General features: G+C 65.1%; 13 protein-coding genes. 6 read left to right on the forward strand and 7 right to left on the reverse strand.

The window, feature by feature from the left end:
- Nucleotides 1-2: 2 nt before the first annotated feature.
- Complete coding sequence (locus MTX34_RS21335; RefSeq protein WP_243597010.1) at nt 3-1,625, reverse strand: ABC transporter substrate-binding protein; 1,623 nt, start codon at nt 1,623-1,625, stop codon at nt 3-5.
- Between the two features lie 444 nt (nt 1,626-2,069).
- Between MTX34_RS21335 and acs the strand changes: the two genes are divergently transcribed.
- Nucleotides 2,070-4,013: an acetate--CoA ligase gene (acs, locus tag MTX34_RS21340; protein WP_243610739.1), complete on the forward strand. Its 1,944-nt coding sequence runs from the start codon at nt 2,070-2,072 to the stop codon at nt 4,011-4,013.
- 69 nt (nt 4,014-4,082) lie between these two features.
- On the opposite strand, the gene MTX34_RS21345 is transcribed toward acs, so the two are convergent.
- Complete coding sequence (locus MTX34_RS21345; protein WP_243597012.1) at nt 4,083-5,453, reverse strand: MFS transporter; 1,371 nt, start codon at nt 5,451-5,453, stop codon at nt 4,083-4,085.
- Between the two features lie 248 nt (nt 5,454-5,701).
- Between MTX34_RS21345 and MTX34_RS21350 the strand changes: the two genes are divergently transcribed.
- Nucleotides 5,702-6,196, forward strand: a complete 495-nt coding sequence (locus MTX34_RS21350; RefSeq protein ID WP_243597013.1) for a phage holin family protein — start codon at nt 5,702-5,704, stop codon at nt 6,194-6,196.
- Nucleotides 6,197-6,217: 21 nt separating this feature from the next.
- The gene (locus tag MTX34_RS21355; RefSeq protein WP_243597014.1) at nt 6,218-7,150 is read left to right on the forward strand and encodes an alpha/beta fold hydrolase; all 933 of its coding nucleotides are present in this window, start codon (nt 6,218-6,220) and stop codon (nt 7,148-7,150) included.
- Here MTX34_RS21355 and marP read toward each other — a convergent pair.
- From marP to nth, 4 genes are read right to left on the reverse strand one after another with little or no spacing between them, the layout of a single operon-like run.
- Complete coding sequence (gene marP, locus MTX34_RS21360) at nt 7,147-8,337, reverse strand: acid resistance serine protease MarP (RefSeq protein WP_243597015.1); 1,191 nt, start codon at nt 8,335-8,337, stop codon at nt 7,147-7,149. The genes MTX34_RS21355 and marP overlap by 4 nt on opposite strands.
- Complete coding sequence (locus MTX34_RS21365) at nt 8,334-9,020, reverse strand: CoA pyrophosphatase (protein ID WP_243597046.1); 687 nt, start codon at nt 9,018-9,020, stop codon at nt 8,334-8,336. The genes marP and MTX34_RS21365 overlap by 4 nt, the downstream gene beginning before the upstream one ends.
- A gap of 23 nt (nt 9,021-9,043) precedes the next feature.
- Entirely contained in the window at nt 9,044-9,655 is a 612-nt protein-coding gene (locus MTX34_RS21370; RefSeq protein WP_243597047.1) for a TlpA disulfide reductase family protein, read from the reverse strand.
- A 50-nt stretch (nt 9,656-9,705) separates the two neighbouring features.
- Nucleotides 9,706-10,392, reverse strand: coding sequence for an endonuclease III (gene nth / locus MTX34_RS21375; RefSeq protein ID WP_243597048.1), 687 nt, complete (start codon nt 10,390-10,392; stop codon nt 9,706-9,708).
- A gap of 173 nt (nt 10,393-10,565) precedes the next feature.
- Here nth and MTX34_RS21380 point away from each other — a divergent pair, with 173 nt between their 5' ends.
- Nucleotides 10,566-10,835: a hypothetical protein gene (locus MTX34_RS21380; RefSeq protein ID WP_121872047.1), complete on the forward strand. Its 270-nt coding sequence runs from the start codon at nt 10,566-10,568 to the stop codon at nt 10,833-10,835.
- A gap of 267 nt (nt 10,836-11,102) precedes the next feature.
- Nucleotides 11,103-11,777, forward strand: a complete 675-nt coding sequence (locus tag MTX34_RS21385) for a Crp/Fnr family transcriptional regulator (protein ID WP_027494494.1) — start codon at nt 11,103-11,105, stop codon at nt 11,775-11,777.
- On the opposite strand, the gene MTX34_RS21390 is transcribed toward MTX34_RS21385, so the two are convergent.
- Entirely contained in the window at nt 11,774-12,565 is a 792-nt protein-coding gene (locus MTX34_RS21390) for an MBL fold metallo-hydrolase (RefSeq protein ID WP_243597016.1), read from the reverse strand. The two genes, MTX34_RS21385 and MTX34_RS21390, sit on opposite strands and share 4 nt — an antisense overlap.
- Before the next feature lie 58 nt (nt 12,566-12,623).
- On the opposite strand from MTX34_RS21390, the gene MTX34_RS21395 reads away from it, so the two are divergent.
- Nucleotides 12,624-13,475, forward strand: a complete 852-nt coding sequence (locus MTX34_RS21395; protein ID WP_243597017.1) for a Gfo/Idh/MocA family protein — start codon at nt 12,624-12,626, stop codon at nt 13,473-13,475.
- Nucleotides 13,476-13,572: the final 97 nt, after the last annotated feature.

Here is a 13,572-nt window from a genome sequence, read left to right on the forward strand (position 1 = left end):
CGTCAGCTGACTACGACGTCCTCGAGGATGATGTTGCCTCGGTTGTCGATCTTGACGTCGGAGACGCGGTCGGACCACACGGCCTGGTTCAGGCCGTAGAACAGCGGGGTCGCGGGCATCTGATCGATCAGGATGTCCTCGGCCTTCTGGTAATCCGTTGTTGCAGCGTCGATGTCCTCTGCGTTGTTGCCCTCGGCCAACGCGGCGTCGAATGCCGGGTCGTTGAAGAAGACGTAGTTGCTACCGGCCGGCGGGGTTGCGGCTGCCGAGTACAACGGGGACAGGAAGTTGTAGATCGACGGGTAGTCCATGATCCAACCCGAGCGGAACGGGCCGGTCATACCCTGGGCGTCCTGCAGCGGCAGGTACTGCGCGAACTGGAGATCGCCGCGCAGTGCGTAGTTCACGCCCAGGTTGTCACGCAACTGGTTGCCCACCGCAGTCATCCACGAATCGTGGCCTGCACCGGCGTTGAACCACAGGTCCACCGGCTGGCTGCGATCGAATCCGGCCTCGTCGAGCAGGCGGTTGGCCTCGTCCGCGTTGAGCTCGCAGTTGGCACCGCAGGCGTCCTCGCGGTAGCCGTCGACGACGGGAGAGGCGAAAGATCCTGCCGGAGTGCGGGTATCGGTGAAGATCGCGGTCGCGATGGCCTGGCGATCGATGGCCATCGAGAACGCCTTGCGCACGTTCGGATCCTGGAAGCGCGGATCGTAGGTGGGGAAGCCGAGCGAGGTGATGTCGGGGCGAGCACGCTCACCGTAACGGTCACCGAACGTATCGCGGGCAGTGGCCCACGCGTCCTCGGGGAGGTCGAGCATGACGTCGAGTCCGCCACCCTGAACGTCGTTGTAGCCGGTGCTCACCTCGGTGTAGACCTTGAAGTTGACGCCTGCGGACTGTGCCGCATTGTCGCCTGCGTAGTCGTCGTACTTGGTGACGGTGAATCCCTGTCCGGGAACGAAGTCCTCGTCGGCCTTGAACGGGCCGTTACCGATCGGGCGAGCGCCGTAGGCGTCGGGGTCGGCATAGAACGCCTCGGGCAGCGGGTCGAATGCCGTGTATCCCAGCGTGAGCGGGAAGATCGCGAACGGTCCGGTGAGCTGGACGGTGAAGGTCGTGTCGTCGACGACGTTCAGGCCGCTCAGTTCGGTCGCGACGGGCTCGGTGGTGTCGCTGCCCTGCAGGTCTGCGTAGCCTTCGATGTTCTCGAAGAAGTAGGAGGCACCGAAAGCGTTGGTGCTCAACGCGTTGTAGCTCCAGGCTTTGGTGTAGGACTCGGCCGTGACGGGGGTGCCGTCGTGGAAAGTCCAACCGTCCTTGAGCTTGACGGTCCAGGTGGTGTTGTCCTCGGACTCGACGGACTCGGCAACGCCGTTGTACTCGACGCTGTTGTCCTCGTCGTTGAACGTGACCAGCGGAGTGAAGAGCGCCTCGAGAACCTGGCTGCCCTCGCTCTCGGTGGTGTTGCCGGGGATCAGCGGGTTCTCGGGCTCGCCGATGTAGATGCTGTAGATACCGTCGGCGCTACCGCCGGAGCCGGAGCCCCCGCCGCCACAGGCGGCGAGCAGGCTCGCACTCATCAGCACAGCCGTGGTGACTACCGCGGCACGTTTGATACGCAAGGAAATCCTCCATCCAGATGTGAACACGGGGTCGTCCGTGCTCAGTTCCTCGGGCGCGACGCCCGGGGTTTCGTGGGCGACCGCATGGCACGGCAGGTGGGCCGTTCCAACGATCTGATGGAATGGACTTTAGACACATCCTGAAACGAACATGTGAACTCCCCCAGTTTTTGCTGACCCGTGAGTAAGCCGGAAACATGATCGAAACGTTTCGGCAAGTCGATTTCTCACACTTCGGACATCCGCGTCGCCGGGGCGGCTCGCCGACAACCACGATGACCGCCCATCGTGCAGAAACTACCGATCACCGCAGATCAGGGGGTTGCAGGCGATTGCAACGGTGCGATTGCGATCACATGTGACTACCCTCACAAGGGGCTCGAGACCGGCACGGAAGTGCAGTTTCATGAGCGAAATGCACCGGACGAAAGTGAGCTATTCGAGATGACGACCAGTACCTCCGGAACCGACGAGACCGCGGTTGCCTCCTACGCACCCTCGGCCGAGTTCTCGGCTCAGGCGAACGCCGGAGCCGAGCTCTACGCCGCCGCCGAAGAGGATCGACTCGGCTTCTGGGCCGAACAGGCTCGCCGACTCCACTGGCACACCCCGTTCACCGAGGTACTCGATTGGTCCGACGCCCCCGTGGCCAAGTGGTTCGCCGACGGCGAGCTCAACGTCGCCTACAACTGCGTCGACCGCCACGTCGTCGACGGCCATGGTGACCAGGTCGCCATTCACTGGGAGGGCGAGCCAGGCGACAGCCGCGACGTCACCTACGCCGATCTGCTCGCCGACGTCAGCCAAGCCGCCAACACCCTGACCGACCTCGGCCTCGTCTCCGGCGACCGCGTCGCGATCTACATGCCCATGATCCCCGAGGCCATCGTCTCGATGCTCGCCTGCGCTCGCCTGGGCCTGACCCACTCGGTCGTCTTCGCCGGCTTCTCCGCCACCGCACTGCGCTCACGCATCGACGACGCCGAAGCCAAGCTCGTCATCACCACCGACGGCCAGTGGCGACGCGGCAAGCCCGCCCCCATCAAGGACACCGTCGACGAAGCCGTCGACGGAGCCGCCTCGATCGAACACGTCCTCGTCGTCAAGCGCACCGACTCCGACGTCGCGTGGACCGACGGACGCGACCTGTGGTGGCACGAGACCGTCGCGAAGGCGTCGAAAGAGCATGAGGCACAGCCGTTCCCGGCCGAGCATCCCCTCTTCATCCTGTACACCTCCGGTACGACGGGTAAGCCCAAGGGCATCATCCACACCTCCGGCGGCTACCTGACGCAGACCTCGTACACCCACCACAACGTCTTCGACCACAAAGCAGGCACCGACGTCTACTGGTGCACCGCCGACATCGGCTGGGTCACCGGACACTCCTACATCGTCTACGGCCCGCTCTCCAACCGCGCCACCCAGGTCGTGTACGAGGGCACACCCAATTCGCCCGACGAGCACCGGCATTGGAACGTCATCGAGAAGTACAAGGTCTCGATCTACTACACCTCCCCCACCCTCGTGCGCACGTTCATGAAGTGGGGCAAGGAGATTCCCGAGGCACACGATCTGTCCTCGATCCGCCTGCTCGGTTCCGTCGGTGAGCCGATCAACCCCGAGGCGTGGCGCTGGTTCCGCGACGTCGTCGGCGGCGGCACCGCCCCGATCGTCGACACCTGGTGGCAGACCGAGACCGGCGCGATCATGATCTCCCCGCTGCCCGGCGTCACCGCCACCAAGCCCGGCTCCGCGATGGCCCCGCTGCCCGGCATCTCCGCCAAGATCGTCGACGACGACGCCAAGCCACTCGGCAACGGCGGCAACGGATACCTCGTCCTCGACGAGCCGTGGCCGTCGATGCTGCGCGGCATCTGGGGCGACATGGAGCGGTACAAAGACACGTACTGGTCGCGCTACGCCGAAGAGGGCTGGTACTTCGCCGGCGACGGCGCCAAGTACGACGACGACGGCGCCCTGTGGGTCCTCGGCCGCGTCGACGACGTCATGAACGTCTCCGGCCACCGCATCTCCACCTCCGAGGTCGAATCGGCACTGGTCACCCACCACAGTGTCGCCGAAGCCGCAGTCGTCGGTGCCGCCGACGACACAACCGGACAGGGCATCGTCGCGTTCGTCATCCTTCGGGCCGGCGAGGAGAACACCGGCGACGCGTTGATCGCCGAACTCAAAGCCCAGGTCTCCAAGGAGATCTCACCGATCGCCCGACCACGCGAGATCTCCATCGTCCCCGAACTGCCCAAGACCCGATCGGGCAAGATCATGCGCCGCCTGCTGCGCGACGTGGCCGAAGGCCGCGAACTCGGTGACGTTTCCACCCTCGTCGACCCGAAGGTATTCGAGGCGATCAAGAAGGGCCGGTAAGCGCTTCGCGCATGTGCACGGAACTTCGTAGTGGGCTACGAAGTTCCGTGCACATGCGGCGCAGCCGCTCTACACGCTGTCGAGCGACTGATCCCGTGTTTCCTTCATGATGATCAACGAGATCAGGGTCAATGCCGCAGCGATGGCAAGGTAGACGCCCACCCAGCCGACGCCGTAGCTGCTCACCAGCCAGGTCGCGATGAACGGTGCCACTGCGGCACCGAGGATCGACGCGGTGTTGTACGAGATTCCTGAGCCGGTGTAGCGCACGTTCGTCGGAAACAGTTCCGGCAGAACGGCACTCATCGGGCCGAAGGTCAGGCCCATCAGTCCGAGGCCGACGCACATGAACACCAGCATCTTGCCAGCCGACGCAGAGGACGGGTCGGCGAACCAGTGGAACGACAGACCGAACAGCACGATCGCCGACGTGATGACGATGAGCGTCGGACGACGGCCGTACTTGTCCGCCAGCAGCCCGGCCACCGGAATCAACGCCGCGAAGAACAGCACCGCGATGAGCTGAAGTTCCAGGAAGTCGGTGTACGGAATGGCCAGCTTCGGCCCGTTGACGTCGGAGACCTTGCCCGTTCCATAGCTGACCACCCACGTGGTCATGATGTAGAACAGCGTGTAGGTGGCGAGCATGACGAAAGTGCCGATGATCAGCTGACGCCAGCTGGTCTTGAACACCTGCGCCAGCGGGGTCTTGACCTTCTGTCCACGCTCGACGGCCAGCTTGAACACCGGCGTCTCCTCCAGCTTGAGCCGGACGTACAGGCCGATGATGACCATGATGGCGCTGAGCAAGAACGGGATTCGCCAGCCCCACGTGAGGAACGCGTGGTCGGTGCCCGAGTTGACGGAGTCGTAGCCCGTCGCGATGACGATGAGCAGGAAGATGCCGTTGGCGAAGAAGAACCCGATGGGTGCTCCCAGCTGCGGGTACATCGCCGCCCACGCTCGCTTGCCCGGCTTGGCGGTTTCGGTGGCCAGCAACGCTGCACCGCTCCACTCGCCGCCGAGACCGACGCCCTGGGTGAAGCGCATGATCGCCAGCAGAGCCGGAGCCCACAGCCCTACCGCGGCGTACGTCGGCAACAGTCCGATCGCGAACGTTGCGACACCCATCGTGAGCAGGGAGCCGACGAGCGTTGCCTTGCGTCCGATGCGATCGCCGAAGTGGCCGAACAGAATCGACCCGACGGGCCGCGCGATGAATGCCAAACCGAAGGTGGCGAACGACGCCAGCAGCGCGGTGGTGTCGTTGCCCGCGGGGAAGAACAGACGCGGGAAGACGAGCACTGCGGCGGTGGCGTAGATGTAGAAGTCGAAGAACTCGATGGACGTGCCGACCATCGAGGCGATCACGATGCGTGACCGCGGCACCTGAGGTGCGGGAATTGCACCGTCGGCGGCGACGGTGTGTGCTGAACTCACGAATGCTCCTGAAGGGGGAAGTTCCCTGAAAATTACCTGATGAACACCTGAGAATTTCACGCGACCGGTCGGTTCGTTGCCGATTCGTGCAACATTCTCGTGTTTGCCCGCGCGGACGCGGAGGTACGCGTCCAAACAAGGGCGAGCGTCGCCCGCACTCCGCGGAACAGTTAACCTGCTACCCAGGCACTACTGTCGATACGATCTTCCGCACAACACCGAGCAGAGCAATTACAAGGGGTCGAGAGTTGAGCGTCAGCAATGACAAGGGATACGGCAACGGCGTCCCGAATACGATTTCGTCGATACCTCTGACCGATGTCGATGCCCGCACCCCTGGTAGCGCCAGCATCGGAAACCTGGTCAAGGACGCAACCACTCAGGTCTCGACGCTCGTGCGCGCCGAAGTCGCCCTCGCCAAGGCCGAGGTCACCGGTGAGGTCAAGAAGGGTCTGCAGGGCAGCGTCTTCTTCATCATCGCGCTGACGGTGTTGCTGTTCAGCTCGTTCTTCTTCTTCTTCTTCGCCGCCGAGCTGCTCGACGTGTGGCTGTACCGCTGGGCCGCGTTCCTCATCGTGTTCGCATTCATGGTGTTGGCTGCGGCTCTGTTCGGATTCCTGGGGTACCGCAGGGTGAAGAAGCTCCGCAAGCCCGAGAAGACCATCGACTCGCTCAAGCAGGCGTCGACGGTACTGCCGAACCAGCACGATTCCATCCCCGGAGTTCCCGGCTACAAGAAGTAGTAGCCCGGCGAATCGAGCAGTATGAATCAGCCCGATCCGTCCACGGTCCGTTATCCGGGACAGTGGATCCATCGCGACATCCACGCCAACGGGATTCGGTTCCACGTCGTCGAGGTCGGCGAACACGCACCGGACGCACCGCTGGTGGTTCTGCTCCACGGCTTCGCCGACTTCTGGTACTCGTGGCGACATCAACTCGAGGCGCTCGCGCGATCAGGTGTTCGCGCCATCGCCGTCGACCTGCGCGGCTACGGTGACTCCGACAAGCCCCCACGCGGATACGACGGATGGACTCTTGCCGGCGACATCGTCGGACTCGTTCGCGCCCTTGGCTATCCGCACGCCACGTTCGTCGGCCACGCCGACGGCGGTCTCGTCTGCTGGGCCGGTGTTGCGCTCCACCCCCGCTCGGTGCGTTCGATGGTGCTGATCAACGCCCCGCATCCCATCTCTCTGCGACGAGCCGTGTTGAAGGATTCGGCGCAGCGCGCCGCACTGCTACCGCACTTCGTTCGCTACCAGGTTCCATTGCGCCCCGAGAGGCTGCTGACCCGGCGAGGCGGCATTGCGGTGCAGGAGCTGATGAGCAGCCGCGCCGGCACCGAGTGGCAGCGGACAGACGATTTCACCGACACCACGTCAAAGATGCGGTCGGCCATCCGGATTCCGGGTGCCGCGCACAGCGCACTCGAATATCAGCGGTGGGCGTTCCGCAGCCAGTTCCGTGCCGAGGGACGCCGGTTCATGGACGCCGTGGACGTACGCACTTCGATCCCCGTCGCGCAGATCAGCGGCGACCTCGACCCGTACGTCCTGCCGACCACCCTCGATCGCGACCGGCACTGGGCACCGGGGCTGACGCGTCGAACAGTGCGGGACGTGGGCCACTACGTGCACCAGGAAGCGCCCGACGTGGTGTCCGAGGAGATCCTGAGGGTCGTCCGCGAAAGCTAGACGATGCAGTCGCCCGTGGCGACGGGCACCGGCGACGCGAAGCTCTGCGCGAGTTCGTCCGCGATCTCCGTCGCGGTCAGCACGAATCCGGTGTCGGGGTCGTCGACGGCGGCACCGAACACCACTCCGAGTACCTCACCGGACGAGTTGACCAGTGGTCCACCTGAGTTGCCCTGCCGCACCGATCCGCGGACGGTGTACACCTCACGTTGGACTGTGCCCGCGCGGTAGATGTCCGGTCCGCTGAGGTTGATGATCTCGCGGATACGCGCCGGGCTCGCCGTGTACGGTCCGCCGCCGGGGTAGCCGAGCACGATGGCGTCGGTTCCGGACTCGGCCGGTATCGGCGCGAACGGCAACACCGGGGCCTGGAGCTGCGAAACCCGAAGCACCGCAATGTCTTCTTCGGGGTCGAACAGGACGACGTCGGCCGTCAGGGGCCCGTTCGGCGAATCGACGGTCACTTCGGAGGTACCTGCGACGACATGCGCGTTGGTCATCACCAGATCGGACCCGACGACGAATCCCGAGCCCTCCAGCGCCTTCTGGCAACTGGGCGCGATGCCGTTGATCTTGATGACGCTCGATTGCAGTTGCACAGGAATCGGCCCAGCGGCGATACCGGAATCGGGTGCGGCGACCTCGGCGACCGGGGTGCGACCGAACGGTCCGATGACGTCCGGGAGCCCGGAGGTGTCGAGCAGCGCCGAGAATTCCTCGGGTACCTGCCGCAGCCAATCGGGCGCCACTTCGTCGACCTGACCGAGCACCGTCGACCCTCGGACCGCGCTCGCGACCTCGGGCTGAGAGGACGACGTCAGCGGTATGGCGAGCAGCCACGCGGCGGCGAGGACCGCGACGGCCTGCAACCCGGCACCGATGGTGCTGTCGACGGATCGCGCTGCACGCGAATGAATTCCGCTGCGCAGTGCCCGTCCGAGGACCATGCCGGCAACTTCACCGACGATCACCAGCACCACGATCAGGGCGATACCGACGAACACTCGTGTTCGCGAACCGTCGACATGTTCGAGCACGTGCGGTGCCACCAGAATTCCGGCAACGGCACCGAGAACGACGCCGAGGAACGCCAGCGCCGACGCCACCGCCCCCTGCCGCCATCCCGACGTTGCCGCCAGCAGTGCGATGGCAAGCACCGCGATATCGACCCACCCTGAACCTGTCACCGATCGAGCCTCGCTCCTACCGCAGTCAAGCTGGCCTCCAGATCGCGTATGTCCCCCGTGTCCCACTCGGGCTCCCAGCCCGACACAGCCAGCAGACCCGCCAGGATACCGCCCGTGAAGCCCCACACCAGCATTCCCTGCACAGCGAACGCGGGACCCTGGTAGCCCGCGGGGTGTCGCACCTGAAATCGGTTGTTCGGATCGAGCAACTCGCGCAACGGAACTCGAACCACTCGCTCGGTCTCACCGGGATCGACGACGCGTACCGGGGTCGGCCGCTCCCAGTACGAGAGCACCGGAACCACGTCGAAGCGCGACGGCGGAACGTAGATTCCGGGCATCGTCGCCAGTGGCACGACGCCCGCCGGATCGAGTCCGGTTTCCTCCTGCGCCTCGCGCAGAGCGGTGCCGATCGGGCCGTCGTCACCCGGGTCGGTGGCCCCGCCGGGGAAGGCGATCTGCCCGCTGTGATCTCGCAGCGTCGACGCACGCTGAGTCAGCAGTACATCGGCATCGGCGGGCAGGCCGCCTGGTGCAGCGGGATCGGCGACGGCCGGGCCGCCGAACAGCACCAACACGGCCGCCGAACGGGTTCGATCGGCCGGCTGCGCCTGTCGTTGCAGCACGGGGTTGATGCCGGTGGTGTCGGTCAGCCCGCCCGCCTTGCCTGCGACGTCGAGCATGCGCCCGAGCCAGTCGGGTGCACTCACGAATCGATCCCGAGGTTCACCCGCACGGCCTCGGCGATGTCGTCGACGCTACGGAAAGGTTGTGGCAGCACCTTGGCGACAGTGCCATCTGCAGATATCAAAACGGAAACGGGCAGCACGTTCGGTGCTCCCACGGCGGCGACGACGCGGCCTGCGCCGTCCTGAACTCCGGGCAGAGTGATGCCGTAGTCGGTGAGCCGCGTCAGACCGTTGGCCTCGTTGGCGTCGTTGTGGACCGTCAAGACCTCGATCTTCTCGCCCACTCGTTCGGCGTATTGCTGCAGGTAGGGCAGCTCTTCGGCACACGGCCCGCACCAGTACGCCCAGATGTTGAGCAGGGCGGGTCGGCCGGCGAGCACCTGGCCGAGGTCGACGTACGAACCGTCGCCGATGCATTCGAGTGTGATGCCCGTCAGCGGGCCGGCTGACGTGCCCGACGGCGTCGGACATCCCGCGAGACCGGCGTCCTGCCTCAGTGGTGCGAGGGCCTCGGGCGTGTCGACTGCGCGACGTTCGTCCGTCCCCGGTGCTCGTTGCCCGAGGCCGGGAGAGTCCATGGGCTGCGCGGTGGGTGCGGCGTCGTTGCGAGGCCACAGCGCGTAGACCATCCCGACCACCAGGATCAGTGCGACCAGTGACCAACGCAGAGCAGACTTGTTCACGGCGCGATTCCGGCGAGGGCGAGGAGGTGATCGGTTTCCGGGCCCTTCACCAGCGCGGCCGCGGCGGCGGGGTCCGTCGGACCGGCCCCGAAGGAGGGGCAGTCCTTGGCGAGGACGCACACCCCACATGCGGGTCTACGAGCATGGCAGACGCGTCGGCCGTGAAAGATGACTCGATGCGAGAGCAGCGTCCACTCCTTGCGTTCGATCAGTGCGCCGACGGCGTGCTCGACCTTGACCGGGTCCTCCTCCTCGGTCCACTGCCAACGCCGGACGAGCCGTCCGAAGTGCGTGTCGACGGTGATTCCCGGAACATCGAAGGCATTACCGAGAACCACGTTGGCCGTCTTGCGGCCGATCCCGGGGAGCGTGACGAGGTCCTTCAACGTCGCGGGCACCTCACCGTCGTAGTTCTCCAGCAGCTTCTGCCCGAGTCCGATCAGCGAGTTCGCTTTGTTGCGGTAGAAGCCCGTGGTGCGGATGTACTCCTCGAGCTCCACTCGATCCGCCTCGGCGTAATCGCGGGCTGTGCGGTATTTCACGAACAGTGCGGGGGTGACCATGTTGACGCGCTTGTCGGTGCACTGCGCGGACAGGATGGTCGCAACGGCGAGTTCGAGGGGCGTGGTGAAGTCCAATTCGCAGTACACGTGCGGGAACGCAGTGTTCAGCGTCCGGTTCATCCGCCTGGCCCGGCGCACGAGCCCGAGGTGAGTCTCCTCGCGTTTGCGCACGTCGGGGCGTTTCGGAGCTGTCGAATCCACTCCCCAACTGTACGGACAAGAATGCGTAACGTTCCTCGCGGCAGCAGTGAGCTGTGTTTGTATCGAGACCTTTTCGGTGTTAACTGGCCGGTATGCAAGGACTCGCCGTGGTGCTCTTTCCGGTACTACTCATGCTCTTCGCACTAGCGATGGAACGCGTCGAGTTCCGGCTCAGCAAGCTCGGCGTCCGGGAGCAGGAAGTGCAGGAGTTCCTCGATCAGGCGAGCAAGTCCGAGGTCGCCACTCTGGCGAACGAGGGCTTCCCGCATGCACTGGCCCGATTCAACACCCGCAAGCGCCGCCAGACCCCGCCGCGGACCGTCGACACGCGCGACGGCATGGTCGACCAACGCGCCAGCTGAACGGACGTTTCGTCCCATTGGTCGTAATTTCGGTGAATTTCGGGTGAACGGGAACAGACGCCCGAGACCTCTGGCAACCTGTGGTGGCGTCGATCACTCGGTTTCCACCGACTCGAAGTAGACTCCCCTGAGGTAATTGTTGTGTTTGATCATCGGATCGACGTCGACGCCTGAACTGCACCGCAGTTCGGTGCATGGCACGAACTGTGAACAAACGCGTTCGGTGGTGCGGGTTGCCGCGTCACCGACATCCCAAAAGGAGCGCAAGTGGACGACGTCCTGGCACGGGCCGGCATCTTCCAAGGAGTCGAACCCTCTGCGGTTGCGGCACTGACGAAGCAGCTGCAGCCTGTCGATTTCCCCCGGGGACACGTGGTGTTCAACGAGGGTGAGCCCGGAGACCGGCTCTACATCATCGTTTCCGGCAAGATCAAGCTCGGGCGACGCTCCCCCGACGGCCGCGAGAACCTGCTGACGATCATGGGACCGTCGGACATGTTCGGCGAGCTCTCCATCTTCGACCCCGGTCCTCGCACATCCTCGGCCACCACGGTCACCGAGGTCCGCGCGGTCAGCATGGATCGCGCTGCACTCAAGGACTGGATCGACCAGCGACCCGAGATCGCCGAGCAGCTGCTGCGCGTCCTGGCTCGCCGGTTGCGTCGTACCAACAACAACTTGGCCGACCTCATCTTCACCGACGTCCCCGGACGCGTGGCGAAGGCGCTGTTGCAGCTCGCCCAGCGCTTCGGCACTCAGGAAGCGGGATCGCTGCGCGTCACCCACGACCTGACGCAGGAAGAGATCGCTCAGCTCGTCGGTGCCTCTCGGGAGACCGTCAACAAGGCACTGGCCGACTTCGCGCACCGCGGATGGCTGCGCCTCGAAGGCAAGTCCGTGCTGATCTCGGACTCCGAGCGTCTGGCACGCCGAGCTCGCTAGCTCTCGCGGAGGTAGGCCAGCTGCGTTTTGACCGACATCCGCGCAGCCGGCCACAACTTCTTGTCCACGTCCGCATAGACGTGCCGTACCACCTGCATCGGTTTCGCGTTCTCGCCGAGCTCGGCGAGCGCCGAACGAACCTGATCCAGCCGCTGCCGACGGTGGGCGCGATACGCTCGCGCCACCTCGGCGGTGTCCGGCAACTCCGGCCCGTGCCCGGGAAGAACGGTCTTCCCCGCTCCGGCTGCTTCGAGCCGGTCCAACGACTCCAGATAATCCGCGAGCGAGCCGTCCTTCGGATCGAGCACGGTTGTGCCGCGGCCGAGGACGGTATCTCCCGTCAGGATTGCGTCGTCGAGCACAAAACTCACCGAATCCGCGGTGTGACCGGGCGTGTGCAGCACCTCGATCCGAAGTCCTGCGGCCTCGATGATCTCGCCGTCGGCCAGGCTCACGCCGTCCCCGTGCAGAAACTTGTCTCCCAGTGCGCGCACCGGAGCCGCGGTCTTTCGGTGGAATCGCTTGAGCCCAGCGGTGTGGTCTGCGTGGCGATGGGTCACGAGCGTCAGAACCACCGCGCCCGACGCGGCGACGGCGTCCAGATGGGCCCGATCCTTCGGACCCGGATCGACAACGATGCACTCATCCGACCCCGGCGCTCGCAGAATCCAGGTGTTCGTTCCGTCGAGCGTCATCTTCCCCGGGTTGTCGGCGAGCAGAACCGACGCGGTGGGGGTCACCTGCCGAAGAAGTCCGTACGCGGGATGCTGGGGGTTCGAGACGGCCATTGAAATACTGTAGGTCGCCGACCCCGAGTGCTGTCCACGCGGACTACCGTCGACACTCATGAAGATCGGACTCGTCGGAGCGGGCCCCTGGGCTCGCAAGACTCAAGCCCCCTCGTTGCTCGCTCATCCTGCCGTCGACTTCGCCGGAGTGTGGGCCCGGCGGCCCGAGGCCGCCGCCGAGATGGGAGCACCGGTCTTCGAGTCGTTCGACGCCCTGCTGGGTGCGGTCGACACGGTCGCGTTCGCAGTGCCGCCCGCTGTACAGGCCGGGTACGCGCTGCGTGCAGTTCAGGCAGGCAAACATGTGTTGCTGGACAAGCCGATTGCGGCCACGGTGGCCGAGGCGGAGGAACTGGCGGCGGCCGTCACGGCAGCAGGCGTGCGGTCGATGGTGACCTTGACTCTCCGATTCGCCCCGGAGACAAGACAATTCCTCGACGCGGCGGCCGGACGCAGCTGGGCAGCAGGATCGGGAACCTGGTTCTCCGGGGCGATCCTCGGCGGGGCGTACGCCAATTCGCAGTGGCGGCACGACGACGGGGCGATCCTCGACATCGGGCCCCACGTGTTCGATCTACTCGACGCTGCACTGGGAACCATTGCGCGCGTTGCCTACTCGCACCGCGAGGTGGCGTCGGACAGTTGGACGGTGGCGCTCGAACACGAAGGTGGGGCCCGCAGCACAGTGCAGTTGTCACTGCGGACGCCGATCATGCCGTCCCTCATGCGCATCGAACTGAGCGGTACCGACGGCGTCGAGACCCTCACCGACCGATCCACCTCGTCGACCGACTGCTTCGCCGTGTTGTTGGACGAATTCCTCGAATCGGTCGACAAGGGTGTCGACCACGCCTGCTCGGTGCACCGAGGCCTGCACCTGCAAAGATTCATTGCCGCCGCAGCAACCTGACTAATCGGGCAGTGGAGTTCATCACAGGGTCACAGCGGCTCCACTCGCGGCGGATACGCTGCCCACGAAGCCGGGGGCTTTGTGCACGCTCTGAGGG

The organism is Rhodococcus sp. ARC_M5, from assembly GCF_022810405.1.
In the GTDB taxonomy this organism is placed as follows: Bacteria; Actinomycetota; Actinomycetes; order Mycobacteriales; family Mycobacteriaceae; genus Rhodococcoides; species Rhodococcoides navarretei.

Bases quoted from the DNA above. Each gene is read 5' to 3' on its own strand.
- MTX34_RS21365 (WP_243597046.1), bottom strand. From the start codon at position 9,020: ATGCTCGACGTCGCAGGCAAGGCGGGCGGGCTGACCGACACCACCGGC.
- nth (WP_243597048.1), bottom strand. From the start codon at position 10,392: ATGAACCGGACGCTGAACACTGCGTTCCCGCACGTGTACTGCGAATTG.
- MTX34_RS21355 (WP_243597014.1), top strand. From the start codon at position 6,218: ATGAATCAGCCCGATCCGTCCACGGTCCGTTATCCGGGACAGTGGATC.
- MTX34_RS21370 (WP_243597047.1), bottom strand. From the start codon at position 9,655: ATGGTCTACGCGCTGTGGCCTCGCAACGACGCCGCACCCACCGCGCAG.
- MTX34_RS21380 (WP_121872047.1), top strand. From the start codon at position 10,566: ATGCAAGGACTCGCCGTGGTGCTCTTTCCGGTACTACTCATGCTCTTC.
- acs (WP_243610739.1), top strand. From the start codon at position 2,070: ATGACGACCAGTACCTCCGGAACCGACGAGACCGCGGTTGCCTCCTAC.
- MTX34_RS21395 (WP_243597017.1), top strand. From the start codon at position 12,624: ATGAAGATCGGACTCGTCGGAGCGGGCCCCTGGGCTCGCAAGACTCAA.
- MTX34_RS21390 (WP_243597016.1), bottom strand. From the start codon at position 12,565: ATGGCCGTCTCGAACCCCCAGCATCCCGCGTACGGACTTCTTCGGCAG.